Consider the following 16,197-nt stretch of genomic DNA (forward strand, 5'->3'; position numbering starts at 1 on the left):
AAGAGGGTATTGACATGAATGCATTAATTTTATTATCACTGATCTTATTTATTCTGATGACACTTATCGGCGGAAAAAAAGGGGTAAAAACATTTATAGCTCTATTTCTCAACTTCGGCGTATTATTAGTGACGATATTAATAATGAATGATCCGAACGCAAGTCCAGTGCTACTCTCGTTAATAGCCAGTATCGTTATCAGTATGATTACGCTCTTTTTTATCCATGAGGTTAACCGTAAAATGGTGATGGCTTTCTTTTCTACGATTGCCACCACCATCTTATTACTGTTATTCATTGTTGTCATTACAGATCGTTCGATGATCCAAGGATTTGGTCCAGAAGAAGCAGATGGTTTGTATCTTTTTTCACTTGCGATTGGACTTGATTTTGTCGAAATTACAATATCCGTTATTATTATGAGTACAATTGGCGCAATTTTAGATACTGCTATTGCAATTAGTTCACCCATGCAAGAAATTCACCAGCAAAATCCAATGATTAGCAGAAAGGATCTCTTCAAATCTGGCATGTCGATTGGGCGAGATATTTTAGGGACAAGTACCAACACGCTGTTTTTCGCCTTTTTCGGTGGTTATTTGGGATTATTAATTTGGTTAAAGGATTTCGATTATAGTCTTGGAGAAATGGTGAATGCTAAAGTGTTTAGTGATGAATTAATTGCGATCTTAATGGCCAATACAGGAATCGCATTAGTAATCCCAATCACCGCCGCAATGAGTGCGTATTTTTATCACAGCGATAAACAACCAAAAGAGACTAAAACAAAAGAATTTCGTAATTAGAAAAATCCAAAGTGGTAATTTTGAAATATAATATTTACTAAATATCCGCTCCGGCTGCCCACTTCCCTTTCCGTGGTTTTTTCCCTTCAGCTAACTTTTCCAAGCAAAGATCGCTTGAAAAAGTGGATCTTCAGGTAAAAATTCCCACAGGAGTGAAAGTGGGCGGCCTGCGCTATAAATAGATTCTACAACGGTTGGGAAAGTTATCATTCTGATCTGTCTATATGAATTTAATTGAAATAATGAGTTAAAAGTCGTTATTTTAAGTCTCGCAACTATTGTAGAACTTCACCTAGCGCAGGCGTCCACTTCGACTCCTGGGGGATCAGCGCGATCTGAAGATCCACTTTGTAAAGTGGTCTTCTTTATAAAGTTAGCTGAAGACGCGCCCCCGGAAAGCGAAGGTCGGGTAGATGGCAGGCGCGCGCATTCAATAAAACCACGTTTCCTGCAGCCCCCATACGATCCCGGACGGTCGGATTTCCCGAGTCCGGTTCTGACACTGGGTTTCTATCGCTATATAAGCCTTCCTTATGTATCCCAGGTTTAAATGCTGACACGCATGTTCACCCATTGATACATAAGTTTACTTATATGCTAGTCTTATGCCAATCATTCAACAGACTCTGTGTTCTGTTTATTCTTTGACACGGACGCCCAGTCGCCCAGAGGTCCTTCGCTCTACTCTGGTGTTACCTTTGTAGAAGCTTCATTCCATAAGCTTAGAAAGGCATTACCCTTTCCTCTTCGCTACTACGACCTCATGCGTCCATCCTAAATCCTCCTAACCATTTTCGCTTGTCACTTATATGGTTGGTCTTTGCTGGTTGTTGTCATCCCAGCTGGAAGTAGGACTTTCCCGTCGTTATCTCTGAAAATCTTTCTCTAGATGCCAGAACCCCTACTCCGGCTGCTTCTATGGTGCTCTTGACCGTTACTTCCCATAGAACATCGGCCTTCCCCATTGCCCAACCAGGTCGGCGCATCACAGACATCCCTTCAACAGCTTCTGAAGGGCGCTCGATTTCGGAGCTGCAGTATTCGTTAAAGCCTTCTAGCCTCTAGATTTGCTCGCCACTCTAGCTGTTCCGACCCATACTCTCTCTGCGTAAAGTTGAGCCGCAGTGACTTTTACTTCCAAGCAGAACGTGACTCGTTACCTCACCACGCATTGGATATACTAGTCATCCGAACCGGTCAATTGATGACAGGAGACTTTCACTCCATTAGATTCTCAGCCTTGACGGCTACTCCTGGGCAAGCCGAAGCGGTTGCTAAGTATTATTATTATCTCAAAATTACTACAACGCAAAAAATTCACTGCGTAGTTTCCTGTTATTTCCTATCAATGTGTTTGATGTTATTGTAATTTATTATATTCTAGCATCATTTGTTCATAATTGAGTGGGCCGTATGTGTAAAATTTAATGACTCCGTTTTTATCAATAATATACGAAGTTGGAATAGGTCTGATTTGATAGAGGTCAGAGACTTTATTTTCTCGATCCATCGGTATTGTGAAGTCAAGACCGAATTCTTCCTTAAAGGCGGGAACATCCTCTTCACTTGCTTCTGTAGTAGTAAGATTAATCGCTAAAATAGTGATATCTGTATCTTCGTGAAATTGTTGCATATCTGGCATTTCCGCCCGGCACGGTGGACACCAGGTCGCCCAAAAGTTAAGCATTACCGGTTTACCACGAAAATCAGCTAGCGATACCGTTTCTCCGGCTAGCGTTTGCAATTCAAAATTTGGTGCTACATTGCCTATATCCAGACCTACTTCTGCATTCTCTGCTGCTTCTTCTGAATCTTGATCTTCTATCAAAAAATCGATAACAGCATATGCCATCATGGCTATTAACAAGATTACGATGATCCATTTTTTCACAATCGTCGACCTCCGTTACGATAGTATAGAACGATTTGCAGTACGCCAAGCAGAACAATCAGTAGGTAAAAGATAAGGTCTGGCGCAAATTGAAAAACATGAGCATCAATGAAGATTTGCAATATCCCCCAACCTACTAACATCGTATTCGCTAACACTGCAGTAGCTTTCTTACCACTGAACGCAATTAGGTAACTAAGAAGAATCAATAACCCCACTAAATATTGCCAATTTGTCTGAAAGAAAATTTGCTCCATAAAGCTGTTTAGAAAGCTAGCTAACAGAAATATCGTGGTAAATACATATAAATGGTCTTGATAACTTGCAAATGTACGTATCCATTTCCACCATGTATATCCAATCGTTAGAATGAGAGCAAGATACAATGCCAACGTATTACTGGGGTACGTTAAGATTGCCATCGGATCTTTCACAAACACGTCAATGTTCCATAAAATCTTTCCTATCCATAGAGAAATAATAAGTGTAAGGAAGATATTTGAGACAGTGTCTAACAGTTGTTTTGTTCGTTGTTTCTCGAAAGGTGAGAGAAAATAGAATAGAATAAACCCGATCACAAAGCTTGCGATAGTGATGATGAGCTCTGTTTTAATTACGAGTGATCCGAGCATAAAGGCTTGTGGCATGTCATCCCTCCTTCTATCATTATATATTACTCTTCGTCCATGTTAATGAACAAATCTTGAACATTTTGATTATATGTAAGCAAAATCCAAACGGTATCGAAATTTGTTCGATTTACCGTTTGGATTTTACTAATTTCATGATATTTCTGTTCTTGCGTCTTACAGTATTATCACATGTTATCCTTTTTGCACCCAAAATTTCAGTACGCCATCTTCTTCTGAATCTTGCAATAATTCATGACCACCTGATTTTGCCCATGCTGTTAAGTCACTTTTCGCACCTTTATCCGTAGCATGGATTTCCAAAATCTCTCCTGAGTCGATTGTTTCCATTTCTTTTTTTGTTTTTACGATTGGCATTGGACATGCTAATCCTTTTGCATCTAATACTTTTTTTACGTTCATTATACGATCTCCCCTTTAAATATATTAATTAATTGATTGATTTATCTTACTGCACAACGATTTGGACCGATTTCCATCTCACGTTGTTCCTCTTCTTCTGGTGTAATTTTACCCATATTGGTTTCACGGATTTGTTGATACGCGTTCGGTTGAGGTGGTAAGTTTTCGGTTACAATGCTTCTGAATTTATCTTCATCCTCAATGTTTAATCCATGATTTTCTGCAAAAAGTGTTCCTAATTTTTCTGCTACTGTTCCATCCTCATTTAGTTCGTCAATGATCATGAAGTGGGCAGGAAGTACAACTAGATCTTCTGAAAGTTCTTTGTAACGAGAATACAAGGTTTCTCTTAAGTCACCTACCCAGTCTTCTGCTTTACCTGCTAAGTCTGGACGCCCGATTGAATCAATAAATAGAATATCACCAGATAGCAAGTATTGTTCATCTACTACAAATGAAGTAGACCCGATCGTATGGCCTGGTGAATACAAGGCATTGATATCAATTGCTGTATTACCTACTGTTACTTTGTTACCATCTTCTAGTGCAGCATATTCAAACGTAACTTCACCAGCATCTTTAGGTGGTAACCAGTAAGTTGCACCAGTTTGTTCTGCTAATTTACGTCCACCAGAGATGTGGTCAGCATGTAGGTGTGTATCAAAAACATGCTTGATTTCAACACCTTTTTCTTTGGCAAAATTGGTAAATACATCTGTCATCCGCGTTGCGTCGATTATCGCTGCTTCACCTTCTGATACCACCATATAGGATAGACAGCCTTTCCCGATACGTACGAATTGATACATCTCGCCACCGTCTTTAAGGTCACCTACTTTTACAGGTTCTAAGTGTTCGCTCCATGCTTTCATTCCGCCTTCAAAATAATAAACATCTTTTCCAGCCTCTGATAACATTTCTGCTACCATTACAGATGAGCCTTCCTTTGCACATACAACAAGTGTTTCTTTATCTGATGGAATTTTGTCTAAAATATCCTCGACACCATCGATTAAATCAAAATAAGGTATATTTAAATAATCAAAGTTGTCTCCTTCAATTTTCCAATCTTCAAATGCATCTTGATTTCTTACATCTAAAATAAATAGTTCTTCTTTATTAAAAACTTTTTTTGTTACTTCACTAGCTTTCATTGGTTGAAAAGTCATTTATTGATACCTCCATTACGTTTTTTGATTAGAAAGTTAGGCTTACGTTCGCGTCTTTGGCAAATTCTAAAAAGGATACTGCGCCACCTACGTCAATTCCATCAATGAAGTCTTCTTTTTCTAATTGCATTGCGTCCATTGTCATTTGACATCCGATAAATGTCACACCTAATTCTTTTGCCATTTCCACTAATTCAGGGATCGAAGGAACATTTGCTTTTTGAAACCCTTCTGCATAATGTTCTTTTCCTTCTGGCATTGGCAGATTGTGATGTGCCTCTTTATGAATTAAATTCAATCCTTCAAATGTAAAGAAAATCGCTACCTCTTTATCTGAAGCCGCTGCTGCAGTTGCTATATTGTATACTTTATAAGCGTCAAATAAACCACCGTTACTTGCGATAATTGCTACTTTTTCACTCATGTTCATTTCCTCCTATTTGCAATATTTATTTATTCTGTTTCTCCATTCCATTCACTCATGCCTGGTAAAACATTAACAACATTAGCATAACCATTTTCTGATAGCTTTTGTGAAGCTAAATCACTTCTACTACCTGTGCGACACACAACATAAATGTCCTTGTCCTTATCTAGCTCTTGTTGACGTTCATCTAATTCACCAAGAGGAATAGATACAGCGCCAGGTATATGACCAAATGCATATTCCGCTTCTTCTCTTACATCTAGCACTACAATGTCCTCATTGGCTGTTAATTTTTCGGTTAATTCGTCGTTTGTTACGGTGTGTGGGTGTTTTTTCTCTGTTGTCTCTTCATCAGAAGATTTGCGCAGATAGTGTTTTAAAACATCTCCATCTTCTTTTGTTCCTAAATATTGATGCCCTGAGCTTTTCGCCCATGCTTCAATATCTGCTGTGGACCCTTTATCTGTTGCTTGTACTTCGATGACCTGACCTGCTTCTAATTCGTTAATTGCTTTCTTTGTCTTAACAATTGGCATTGGGCATGCTAAACCTTTTGCGTCTAATACTTGATTTGTTTTTATGCTTTCCATATTAGTACCTCCTAAATACCTGTTAGGGTATATTTTATTTTAAAAAAATATGACCTTTTTCAATGTTTAAAACAGCTTTAATTACCCCTGTGGGTATAACTATACAAAATATGATGTCCTATGTCAACCTCTTTTTCAAAATGTTTTTTTAAGACTTGGATTGAATATGTTCTAACTCTATTCACAATTACAATAAAAACTTATATTTTCAGGCATAACTTCTATTCATAAGTACTTTAATTCGATATAATCAAGAAGGAACACAAGCAATTTGTTCTCTTATTAAGTTAAATTTATTTAGATAAATACAGCTTACTAATATATTTTTCCTAATAATATTATTTGTAAACATAGAAGGAGACAACGTAATGAATCAGCAACTACTGAAGAAACTTATCATGATTGTAATCGGAAACTTATTTATTGGGATTGCCGTCTCATTTTTGCGATTAAGCACACTGGGAACAGATCCTTTTACAACGATTAATCTTGGTTTAAGTAATTTCTTCAACTTATCTTTTGGAGTCTACCAATTACTTTTTAATTTTTTGTTATTAATCATTGTTATTTTGTTTTATCGAAGTTCAATCGGTATCGGTACTATCATTAACATGGTGAGCATCGGCTTTGTTTCAGACTTTTTTGTGTATAGTTACCATTTATTTTTCGAAAATATTGAGTTATTAGTAGTCAGAATCATCATGATGTTGGCTGCGGTTTTATTTGCGAGTTCAGGAGTGGCTTTATATATTACACCGAAGATAGGCATGGCTCCATACGATGCCTTAGCTTTTGTTGTTGAGAAGGTGACAAATAGGAAGATTCCTTTTGCCATCGCTAGAATAATGACGGATATCACTTGTGTAATCATTGGTTTTTCATTTGGTGCGATAGTTGGAGTTGCTACCGTTATCTTTGCATTCTTCACTGGTCCATTAGTTCAGTTCTTCCGTATCAAAGTAGCAGAGCCAATGCTTGAAGCAAACAACGAAGAGAAATTAACACCAATACCAGCACATAAATAGTACTCTTTTTATCATATCTTATCATAACAAAAAACCGGTCGATAACAAATTCACCCTAAAATTTGTATCGATCGGTTTCTCTTTGTTTGTTATTGTCTGTTTAATATAAATAAACGTGAGTAAAAGTCTCCTGGAACTTCGAATTCATCCAGTTCGCGGAAGATGTGATGGTCTAATTGAATACCAACTTCCATTAGTTCATCTCCATAATAAAACCCTTCATATCCTTCAATTTGATACGTTGCTTCAGAGTCTAAACCTTTTAATAATAGACGTTTAAACCTTTCATTTGGACGGCAGAGTATATGGTAATCGGCAACAATTGCTTTTGATTGATCTTCTGTTACCACCATCCATGTGGTACGATTACCGTCTTTTTCAAAAGGACTTTCGATACGGTAGAAGGTACCAAATTGAAATAATGAACGATGCTTTTTGAAAAATTCGATTTGTTGTTTCATCTCTTTTTTATCTTGATCATTCATCGTTGTTACGTCTAATTCATATCCAAATGCACCAAAGAACGCAACTTCTGCTCTCATTTTCAAACTTGTAGAACGACCTACCTGGTGATTAGGTATATCAGAGACGTGTGCCCCCATTGAACTTAAAGGATAAACTAAGGAACTTCCATACTGAATTTTCAAACGCTCCACGGCATCTGTGTCATCACTCGTCCATGCTTGTGGTGCATAATAGAGCATTCCTGGATCAAAACGCATACCACCGCTCGCGCACGACTCAAATAGCACATCAGGAAATTCAGAAGTCAGTCGTTCATATAAATCATACACACCTAAAATATATCGATGTGCTACTTCCTGTTGTCTGTCAGCAGGAAGTGCAGCAGAGCCAATCTCGGTCATAAAACGGTTCATATCCCATTTCACATAAGAAATTGGCGCATCTCGTAAGATCACAGACATCATCTCATACAGTGCATCAACTACTTCTTTTCGCGAAAAGTCCAGGACATATTGATTACGTCCATGTGAGTGATTACGATTCGGAACATGAATGATCCAATCTGGATGTTTTTCATACAATTCACTTACTTTGGAGACCATTTCTGGTTCAAACCAAAGTCCAAAATCCATATCGAGAGCCGTTACTTTTTCTGCTAAGCCTTTAATTCCGTTTGGAAGTTTTCGCTTATCGACAAACCAATCACCTAGTGAAGTGGTATCGTCATCACGCTTACCAAACCAACCATCGTCCAGCACAAATAATTCAACACCTAATTCTTTCGATTGTTTTGCCATTTCAACAATTTTTTCTTCATTAAATTCAAAGTAAGTTCCTTCCCAGTTATTCGTTAAAACCGGGCGAACTTGATCACGCCATTTTCCACGTGCGAGACGTTTTTGATATAAATGATGGAAGTTTTGACTCATGCCATTCAAGCCTTGATCAGAATATGTCATCACTACTTCTGGTGTTTGGAAACTTTGTTTTGCTTCAAGTAACCAATTAAAATCGAATGGATTGATTCCTAAGCTAACACGGGCAACATCTAAGTAATCCACTTCTACCTGTGCAAGAAAATTACCACTATATACTAGACTAAAGCCGAATACTTCTCCTTGGAATTCGGTCGTATTTGGTCGTTTCAAAGCAAAGAACGGGTTGTTATGGCCACTGGCTGTACCTCGCGCTGTAGAGATATTTTGAATACCTGTTTCCAACTTGCGTGTTTTTACATGTCTTTCCCGCGCCCAAGCCCCTGAAAGCTGGATCATTTCATAGTCTGCGTCAAATAAATCAAGATTGGCACTCATCGCTCTTGTAATATTGACTTTTTCTGATCCTTTGTTATCAAATCTTGCACTTCTCGTGATCGCATCCATCTCTTCAAAGACGGAGTATAATAATGTTAACTCCACATCAATTAGTGCATCATATAGTGTGATTTCTAGTGTTTCGACTTGATCTCCAGATTCCGCATACGTTGCAGGGAGACCCGTTAATTTCGGTTTTCCTGAATAGATTTTGTGTTCTTTATATTGAAAATCAGTGATTCTGCTGCCATTTTCCTGTAATAATTGAAAGGCTGGTTCACGAGAATCTGTTGTACCATAACTCGGATACTCTTGTTTGGTTTGTTCTAAGGTGAAATTCATATCACCTTCTTTTAAATAAGGCGTATTAGGGCGATTACCTTTGACAAGTAAATGTTGGAAGGAATCTTTATGTCTGATTTTTTTACCATAGTAAAGCTGTCCTAGTTGTTGATTTTCGAGTACTGTGAAAATATAACTGGTGTTATTTGTTTGTAAGTGAAATTCATTTGTTTTTTTGTTGAACGTTATTGCCATGTTGATTCTCCTTTATCTCTTATTGATAGTTTGGCAACCAATCACCATGTGCTTCAATCAAATCATCACATAACGCGATAATATCATCCATCGATAATTCGGCTGCTGTATGTGGATCTAACATCGCTGCTTGATATATTTTTTCTTTCTTTTGGGTGCGTGCAGCTTCTATCGTTAATAATTGGGTATTAATATTGGTTCTATTTAAAGCAGCGAGCTGTTCCGGTAAATCTCCCACGTAGGTTGGTGTAATTCCGCTTGCATCCACTAAACATGGCACTTCTACTACTGCATTTTCTGGTAAATTGCTAATCAAGCGTCCTGTATTTAGCACATTTCCGCCAATTTTGAAAGGCTTATCGGTTTCGATTGCTTCAATAATATACGATCCATATTCATGAGTACGCTCATGTTGCAAGTTCTGGTCATGGACTAAGTCATCACGCATCTTTTTCCAATCTTCTATTTGATTGACACAACGACGTGGGTATTCATCTAGCGGAATATTAAATCGGTCAATTAATTCTGGGTACCGACTTTTAATGAAGTAAGGATGGTATTCTGCATTATGCTCAGATGATTCGGTTACATAATAGCCAAACTTATCCATTAATTCAAAACGGACCATATCTGCATGTTTTTCCTTTTGTTTTTCTTTTGCTCGTTGTTTAATTTCCGGATACAAATCTTCCCCATTTCGAGTGATTTCAAGTAACCATGCCATATGATTAATACCTGCAATCTTCCATTGAACATTATCTTTTGGCATATATAATGAATCTAACAAGTGGTCGGCACATACTTGTACACTATGGCAAAGTCCTACAGTCTTTATCCCTTCCTGTAACATCACATTGGTAAGAACTGCCATTGGATTCGTGTAATTTAAGAACCAAGCATCTGGGCAAACTTCTTTCATATCTCGAGCAAAAGCTTGCATTACAGGGATTGTACGTAAGTTTCGGAAAATACCGCCAATCCCCAATGTATCGGCAATGGTCTGGCGTAGTCCATATTTCTTAGGTACCTCAAAATCAGTGATTGTACACGGATCATAACCACCTACTTGTATAGCATTGATCACATATTTTGCTCCTCGTAATGCTTCCTTACGATCATGATAAGCTTTTATCGTTACATTTGATTTCAGACTTTTCTTCATATTATTCAGCATTTTCTCTGAATCATTCAATCGTTCTTGATCAATATCAAATAAGGCAAATTCAAAATCCTGTAAAGCCTCAACTGTCATACAATCACCTAAAACATTTTTTGCAAAAACCGTACTACCAGCACCTAGAAATGTAATCTTAGACATATGATTTCCTCCTTATAAAAATATAATATTGCTATCATATACTTTTATATTAAAGAGATAAACAAGCGTTTTCAATCGTAAATAATTTTAATATGAGTAAAATATTGCTTTTTTCGTTTAATCAATAAATAAGCGATCGACTGGCATAACTGACTTATTCTGACGGTAACTACTTGGCGTTTCTTTTAGAGCATTTTTAAATACTTTACTAAAATAATTACTACTAGAATAACCGACAGATCTAGCAATATGCTCTATTGACTGGTCCGTATGTTGTAATAAATCCAAGGCACGCTCCATTCGTATTTTCGTTAAATATTGGATAGGTGTTTCGTTTAATGTATTGGAAAATAACCGTGTAAAATGATACTTTGACAGTCCAGAAACTGCTACGATATCATTTAGACTAATATCTTTTGTATAATTAGTATCCAAAAAGGTTACTGCTTTTGCTACAGCGAGCGGTAAATCTCCTTTTTTTTGTTGCTCGTATTCTAAATACTCCGTTAGTTCCATTAAAAATGAGTATGCAAACCCTGATGCTTCATAGCTATGATTAATCCCGACAGTTTCAGTAATTTCAAGCATTCTTAGTATGTGTTTTATCGGACGCGAATGGCTCGGCATTTTGAAAAGGTGGCCATATTTTTCTGTAAGCCACTCAAAATTTTGCAGAGCTTCTTCTCCGTAAACAGTTATATAAACAAATTCCCATTTGTCAGAATTATCTGGAAGGAAGTAACAATGATCACTTGGCAACTTTACAAAGAAAGCTTCCCCTTTTTTCAGCGAATATATGTTGTTTCCAATCTGGATAGCACCTTGACCACTTAAGGTATATTGAAATACGACTCTTCCATACTCACCTCTAGTTAGTCCGTCCCATCTATAACTATGGTTAGTTCTTATTTCCTTCCCTATTGAATGTAGTCCAGCGACTCGTTCTTGGTGCTGTCCTTTGAACCGAAATCCGTATGAACTATGTTGTGAATAAGATAGCAATTTGATCACTCCCTTCTCTCTATCATAACGAATTTTCCGAGAAAATCACTCCTTTAATTGACTTACCTCTCCAAATCGCTTAAGCTTGCTTTATGATATGAGATAATGGAGGAATTATGAAAATATGCTACAAGCAACGAATGTAAGTTTACGTTTTGGTGATAAAAAATTATTTGAAGATGTCAATATTAAGTTTACCGCAGGAAATTGTTATGGACTGATTGGTGCAAACGGCGCCGGTAAATCAACTTTTTTAAAAATATTATCTGGTGAACTCGATCCACAGTCTGGTCATGTTTCATTAGGAAAAGGCGAGCGACTCGCTGTTTTAAAACAGGACCACTTTGCTTATGAGGAACATGAAGTATTAAAAACGGTGATGATGGGTCACACTCGTTTATATGAAGTAATGCAGGAAAAAGATGCGATTTATGCAAAAGGTGAGTTTACCGAAGAAGACGGCATGCGTGCTGCTGAATTAGAAGGTGAATTTGCTGAGATGAATGGTTGGGAAGCAGAATCTGATGCAGCTATTCTATTAAAAGGGCTAGGGATTGAGGAAGCTCTTCACACGAAAAAAATGGCAGATCTGTCTGGTTCAGAGAAAGTAAAAGTATTACTTGCTCAAGCATTATTTGGTAACCCTGATATTTTATTATTAGATGAGCCTACCAACCACTTGGATATCCATGCAATAAAATGGCTAGAAGAATTCCTAATTAATTTCGAAAATACGGTAATAGTTGTTTCTCACGATCGTCACTTTTTAAATAAAGTGTGTACACATATAGCGGACGTGGATTATGGGAAAATTGAAATGTTTATTGGAAATTACGATTTTTGGTACGAATCAAGCCAATTAGCTCTACAAATGGCAAAAGATCAAAATAAGAAAAAAGAAGAAAAAATACAAGATCTACAAAACTTTATCGCTCGTTTTAGTGCGAATGCATCTAAATCAAAACAAGCAACTTCTCGCAAGAAAATGCTGGATAATATTACGTTAGATGATATTAAACCATCTTCTCGCCGCTATCCTTATGTAGCATTTCAACCAGGTCGTGAAATTGGTAATGACTTATTACGTGTAGAAGGTCTTTCCAAAACTATTGATGGTGTGAAGTTGTTAGATAATGTTAGCTTTACGTTAAAACCATATGATAAAGTAGCCTTTATCGGTCCACATGAACAGGCAAAATCTGTTTTGTTTGACATTTTAATGGGCGAAATGGAACCGGACGAAGGAAGTTATACATGGGGCGTGACTACTTCACAGTCTTACTTTCCTAAAGACAATTCCAAGTTCTTTGAAGGAAATAATATGACTCTAGTGGAGTGGCTCCGTCAATATTCTCCAGATGATCAAACGGAAACATTCTTGCGAGGATTCCTTGGACGTATGCTATTCTCTGGAGAAGAAGCATTGAAAAAAGCAAATGTTTTATCTGGTGGGGAAAAAGTGCGTTGTATGTTATCAAAAATGATGCTTAGTAATTCCAATGTGTTAGTAATGGATGAACCGACTAACCACTTGGATTTAGAGTCGATCACTTCTGTTAACAATGGTTTAATTAAGTTTAAAGGTTCGATTCTGTTTACATCACACGACCACCAATTCATTAATAGTATTGCGAATCGCCTAATCGAAATTACTCCTAATGGAATTGTCGATAAGGAAATTAGCTATGATGAGTATGTGGCAGATCGTAAATTACAAAAAGAAATTGCTGCAATGTATGCGTAAATGGAAGAGCTAGCTTGTTGCTAGCTCTTTTTTGTAGTTCTTATTGTAATTTGGTGCTGCTCTTCTTGCATTTTGGGCGCTCTTCTTGCATTTTGGGCGCTCTTCTTGCATTTTGGGCGCTCTTCTTGCATTTTGGGCGCTCTTCTTGCATTTTGGGCGCTCTTCTTGCATTTTGGGCGCTCTTCTTGCATTTTGGGCGCTCTTCTTGCATTTTGGGCGCTCTTCTTCCATAAAAAAGCGCTTGAGGACGAGGCCCTCAAGCGGCTTTTTTATTGGCGAGCTGATGCGATTAATTGTTGGATGGTTTGGCGATCGTTTTTATATAATGAATCGACAATTTTACTACCGACAATTACTCCATCACAGTGCTCCGTTAATGAGCGGACGTGCTCTGGAGTTGATACACCAAATCCTGCTAGAACTGGTGCATTACTTTTTTCTCTTAATGCAGCTAGGTGAGCACCTAAATCGTCTTGGAATGATGCACGTGCACCGGTTGTTCCAGTTACTGTTACCGCATATAGAAAACCTTCTGTTCGTTTTGCTATTTCGGTTAAACGTTCTTCTGTACTCGTTAAAGCTGCTAAACGAATCAACGCTATTTCATTTTCTTGTAAGGTTGGTACAATCAAACCTTCTTCCTCTAATGGCAAATCAGGAATAATTAATCCATCGACACCAGCTTCCTCACAACTTTTTGCAAATGCTTCGATTCCATACGTATGAATTGGGTTAATATAAGTCATCAAAACGATTGGAATATTACGTTCTGTTTTGCTTTTTTTCAGTGTTTCTAATACCGCACTTAAAGATACACCATCAGCTAATGCACGCAGACCCGCTTCTTGAATGGTTGGACCATCTGCTACTGGATCAGAAAAAGCAATACCTAGTTCAACGACGGTTGCCCCTGCTTCTTCTAAAAACGCTAACTGCTCATCTAATTGATCTAAGCCTCCATCGCCGGCCATAATATAAGGAACAAAGGCTTTATCTCCTCGATCAAATACTTGCTTAAACGCCTGATCTATTTTTGCTTTACCCATTTGCTTCACCACCCAACGCTTCTCTTACCGTTTCGACATCTTTATCCCCTCTACCGGAGAGACAGATCACCATGATTTCTTCTTCTTTCATTTCTTTTGCAAGTTTCGTCGCATAGGCAATTGCATGAGAGCTTTCAAGCGCTGGAATGATTCCTTCTGCTCTTGAAAGTTCCTGCAGTCCTTCCAAAGCTTCCTGATCGGTAATATCGACATAGTTGACACGGCCGATATCACGCAGGTGACTATGTTCAGGACCTACACCAGGATAGTCTAAACCAGCAGAAATCGAATGCGCTTCTTGAATTTGCCCATTATCATCCTGCAAAAGGTAAGTCATGGTACCGTGCAGAATACCTTTTTTTCCGTAGCTTAAGGTCACGGCATGTTGATCGGTATCGACACCTTTACCACCTGCTTCGACACCATATAGGCGAACTTCTTCATCTTCCACAAAAGGATAGAACATGCCCATTGAATTACTTCCACCACCAATACATGCGACTACAGCATCTGGCAAGCGGCCTTCTATTTTCTGTACTTGTTTTTTGGTTTCTGATCCGATCATACTCTGGAAATCACGTACAATTTGCGGGAATGGGTGCGGACCTACTACAGATCCGATAATATAATGGGTATCGTCAACATTACTAACCCAGTATCGCAATGCCTCATTAACGGCATCTTTTAATGTTCCACTACCTTGATCCACACTTTCAACACGCGCGCCTAATAATTCCATACGGAACACATTTAATTTTTGACGACGCACATCTTCTTTCCCCATAAAAATCACACATTCTAAACCTAGTAAAGCACAGACAGTTGCCGTTGCAACACCATGTTGACCTGCTCCAGTTTCGGCTACAACTTTTTTCTTACCCATACGAACGGTTAGTAATGCTTGACCGAGGGCATTATTGATCTTATGGGCACCGGTATGATTTAAGTCTTCTCGTTTCAAATAAATTTTCGGTCCACCTAATTTTTTTGAAAAACGTTCTGCATAATAAAGTGGTGTTTCTCGTCCAACGTATTCCTTTAAGTAATAATCGAATTCGTCTAAGAATGCTTGATCCTGGATTGCGTCTTTATAGGCTTTCTCCAATTCTAAAACGGCTGGCATTAGGGTTTCAGGTACAAAACGCCCACCATAATCGCCATAATGGCCGGTTTCATTTGGTGCATTATATTTCGCCATTCGTATCACCTTTCTTTGCTGCATCTAAAAATGCTTTTATTTTTTCTAAATCTTTGACACCATCTGTCTCAACACCACTGGAAACATCCACTCCAGCTGGCACTACTTCTTTAATGGCTTCTTCGACATTGTCTACTTTTAAACCACCTGCAAGTAAGATTTTTTTCGTTAAAAAGTTGTTATTTTGTACCAAAGACCAATCAAAGGTCTCACCACTACCACCGCGGTATTTACCTCCTGGACTATCTAATAAATAATAGGCACAATTATATGCTGCGACACGATCCAGATCTTCTTCAGTCTTTACTTCAAAAGCCTTAATCACTGGCAATTCTAGTTGCTCGCAAAAGGCAGGTGTCTCGTCACCATGTAACTGCACATAATCCAGTCCGACTGCTTCTGCAATTTCCTCAATTGTCTCGATTGATTCGTTAACAAAGACGCCTACTTTTTTAACTTGATCGGGTACATATTGCGCAAGATCTACCGCTTCCTCCATGGTAACTCTTCGCTTACTTTCGGCAAAAACAAAACCGATAAAATCGACATCAGCTTCTACTGCAGCTTGGATCGCTTCCTTATTACGGAGTCCACAAATTTTTACTTGTACCATA

15 protein-coding genes are annotated in these 16,197 nt (G+C 38.0%); 3 read left to right on the top strand and 12 right to left on the bottom strand.

Going from position 1 to position 16,197, the window contains the following annotated elements; genetic code table 11:
- Positions 1-14 precede the first annotated feature (14 nt).
- Entirely contained in the window at positions 15-806 is a 792-nt protein-coding gene (locus BN3107_RS16955) for a YibE/F family protein (RefSeq protein WP_058308801.1), read from the top strand.
- Between the two features lie 1,360 nt (positions 807-2,166).
- On the opposite strand, the gene BN3107_RS16960 is transcribed toward BN3107_RS16955, so the two are convergent.
- From BN3107_RS16960 to BN3107_RS16985, 6 genes are all read right to left on the bottom strand, one after another.
- Positions 2,167-2,697 (bottom strand): peroxiredoxin family protein, encoded by a 531-nt coding sequence (locus BN3107_RS16960; RefSeq protein WP_058308802.1) that lies wholly within the window; start codon positions 2,695-2,697, stop codon positions 2,167-2,169.
- Positions 2,694-3,344 carry a hypothetical protein gene (locus BN3107_RS16965; RefSeq protein ID WP_058308803.1) on the bottom strand — a complete coding sequence of 217 codons (651 nt, stop codon included), beginning with the start codon at positions 3,342-3,344 and terminating at the stop codon, positions 2,694-2,696. Before BN3107_RS16965 ends, BN3107_RS16960 begins: the two co-directional genes overlap by 4 nt.
- A 177-nt stretch (positions 3,345-3,521) precedes the next feature.
- Positions 3,522-3,749, bottom strand: a complete 228-nt coding sequence (locus BN3107_RS16970; RefSeq protein WP_058308804.1) for a sulfurtransferase TusA family protein — start codon at positions 3,747-3,749, stop codon at positions 3,522-3,524.
- A 41-nt stretch (positions 3,750-3,790) separates the two neighbouring features.
- A complete protein-coding gene (locus tag BN3107_RS16975; RefSeq protein WP_058308805.1) occupies positions 3,791-4,918 on the bottom strand; it encodes an MBL fold metallo-hydrolase in 1,128 nt (375 codons plus the stop codon).
- 28 nt (positions 4,919-4,946) lie between these two features.
- Complete coding sequence (locus tag BN3107_RS16980) at positions 4,947-5,342, bottom strand: DsrE/DsrF/DrsH-like family protein (protein WP_058308806.1); 396 nt, start codon at positions 5,340-5,342, stop codon at positions 4,947-4,949.
- Positions 5,343-5,371: 29 nt separating this feature from the next.
- The gene (locus BN3107_RS16985; protein WP_058308807.1) at positions 5,372-5,935 is read right to left on the bottom strand and encodes a sulfurtransferase TusA family protein; all 564 of its coding nucleotides are present in this window, start codon (positions 5,933-5,935) and stop codon (positions 5,372-5,374) included.
- Positions 5,936-6,303: 368 nt separating this feature from the next.
- Between BN3107_RS16985 and BN3107_RS16990 the strand changes: the two genes are divergently transcribed.
- The gene (locus BN3107_RS16990) at positions 6,304-6,960 is read left to right on the top strand and encodes a YczE/YyaS/YitT family protein (protein ID WP_058308808.1); all 657 of its coding nucleotides are present in this window, start codon (positions 6,304-6,306) and stop codon (positions 6,958-6,960) included.
- 89 nt (positions 6,961-7,049) lie between these two features.
- Here the strand turns inward: BN3107_RS16990 and BN3107_RS16995 are convergent, their stop codons facing one another.
- From BN3107_RS16995 to BN3107_RS17005, 3 genes are all read right to left on the bottom strand, one after another.
- The gene (locus BN3107_RS16995; protein ID WP_058308809.1) at positions 7,050-9,275 is read right to left on the bottom strand and encodes an alpha-galactosidase; all 2,226 of its coding nucleotides are present in this window, start codon (positions 9,273-9,275) and stop codon (positions 7,050-7,052) included.
- Positions 9,276-9,294: 19 nt separating this feature from the next.
- Positions 9,295-10,593, bottom strand: coding sequence for an alpha-glucosidase/alpha-galactosidase (gene melA, locus BN3107_RS17000; RefSeq protein ID WP_058308810.1), 1,299 nt, complete (start codon positions 10,591-10,593; stop codon positions 9,295-9,297).
- Positions 10,594-10,710: 117 nt separating this feature from the next.
- Positions 10,711-11,595 carry an AraC family transcriptional regulator gene (locus tag BN3107_RS17005; protein WP_058308811.1) on the bottom strand — a complete coding sequence of 295 codons (885 nt, stop codon included), beginning with the start codon at positions 11,593-11,595 and terminating at the stop codon, positions 10,711-10,713.
- A 124-nt stretch (positions 11,596-11,719) separates the two neighbouring features.
- On the opposite strand from BN3107_RS17005, the gene BN3107_RS17010 reads away from it, so the two are divergent.
- Positions 11,720-13,339 carry an ABC-F family ATP-binding cassette domain-containing protein gene (locus tag BN3107_RS17010; RefSeq protein WP_058308812.1) on the top strand — a complete coding sequence of 540 codons (1,620 nt, stop codon included), beginning with the start codon at positions 11,720-11,722 and terminating at the stop codon, positions 13,337-13,339.
- Positions 13,340-13,608: 269 nt separating this feature from the next.
- On the opposite strand, the gene trpA is transcribed toward BN3107_RS17010, so the two are convergent.
- Genes trpA through BN3107_RS17025 form a run of 3 tightly spaced genes read right to left on the bottom strand, consistent with a single transcriptional unit; the run spans position 13,609 to position 16,196 of the window.
- Positions 13,609-14,385, bottom strand: coding sequence for a tryptophan synthase subunit alpha (gene trpA, locus BN3107_RS17015; protein ID WP_058308813.1), 777 nt, complete (start codon positions 14,383-14,385; stop codon positions 13,609-13,611).
- Positions 14,378-15,583: a tryptophan synthase subunit beta gene (gene trpB, locus BN3107_RS17020; RefSeq protein ID WP_058308814.1), complete on the bottom strand. Its 1,206-nt coding sequence runs from the start codon at positions 15,581-15,583 to the stop codon at positions 14,378-14,380. Before trpB ends, trpA begins: the two co-directional genes overlap by 8 nt.
- The gene (locus BN3107_RS17025; RefSeq protein WP_058308815.1) at positions 15,570-16,196 is read right to left on the bottom strand and encodes a phosphoribosylanthranilate isomerase; all 627 of its coding nucleotides are present in this window, start codon (positions 16,194-16,196) and stop codon (positions 15,570-15,572) included. The genes trpB and BN3107_RS17025 overlap by 14 nt, the downstream gene beginning before the upstream one ends.
- Position 16,197: the final 1 nt, after the last annotated feature.

The organism is Gracilibacillus massiliensis, assembly GCF_001458115.1.
GTDB classification, from domain to species: Bacteria; Bacillota; Bacilli; order Bacillales; family Amphibacillaceae; genus Gracilibacillus; species Gracilibacillus massiliensis.

What these genes read in the sequence shown, in the direction of transcription:
- BN3107_RS16975 (WP_058308805.1), bottom strand. Translation starts at nt 4,918, where the DNA reads ATGACTTTTCAACCAATGAAAGCTAGTGAAGTAACAAAAAAAGTTTTT.
- BN3107_RS16985 (WP_058308807.1), bottom strand. Translation starts at nt 5,935, where the DNA reads ATGGAAAGCATAAAAACAAATCAAGTATTAGACGCAAAAGGTTTAGCA.
- BN3107_RS16970 (WP_058308804.1), bottom strand. Translation starts at nt 3,749, where the DNA reads ATGAACGTAAAAAAAGTATTAGATGCAAAAGGATTAGCATGTCCAATG.
- trpA (WP_058308813.1), bottom strand. Translation starts at nt 14,385, where the DNA reads ATGGGTAAAGCAAAAATAGATCAGGCGTTTAAGCAAGTATTTGATCGA.
- BN3107_RS17010 (WP_058308812.1), top strand. Translation starts at nt 11,720, where the DNA reads ATGCTACAAGCAACGAATGTAAGTTTACGTTTTGGTGATAAAAAATTA.
- BN3107_RS16980 (WP_058308806.1), bottom strand. Translation starts at nt 5,342, where the DNA reads ATGAGTGAAAAAGTAGCAATTATCGCAAGTAACGGTGGTTTATTTGAC.
- BN3107_RS16965 (WP_058308803.1), bottom strand. Translation starts at nt 3,344, where the DNA reads ATGCCACAAGCCTTTATGCTCGGATCACTCGTAATTAAAACAGAGCTC.
- BN3107_RS17025 (WP_058308815.1), bottom strand. Translation starts at nt 16,196, where the DNA reads ATGGTACAAGTAAAAATTTGTGGACTCCGTAATAAGGAAGCGATCCAA.
- melA (WP_058308810.1), bottom strand. Translation starts at nt 10,593, where the DNA reads ATGTCTAAGATTACATTTCTAGGTGCTGGTAGTACGGTTTTTGCAAAA.
- trpB (WP_058308814.1), bottom strand. Translation starts at nt 15,583, where the DNA reads ATGGCGAAATATAATGCACCAAATGAAACCGGCCATTATGGCGATTAT.
- BN3107_RS16955 (WP_058308801.1), top strand. Translation starts at nt 15, where the DNA reads ATGAATGCATTAATTTTATTATCACTGATCTTATTTATTCTGATGACA.
- BN3107_RS16995 (WP_058308809.1), bottom strand. Translation starts at nt 9,275, where the DNA reads ATGGCAATAACGTTCAACAAAAAAACAAATGAATTTCACTTACAAACA.
- BN3107_RS16990 (WP_058308808.1), top strand. Translation starts at nt 6,304, where the DNA reads ATGAATCAGCAACTACTGAAGAAACTTATCATGATTGTAATCGGAAAC.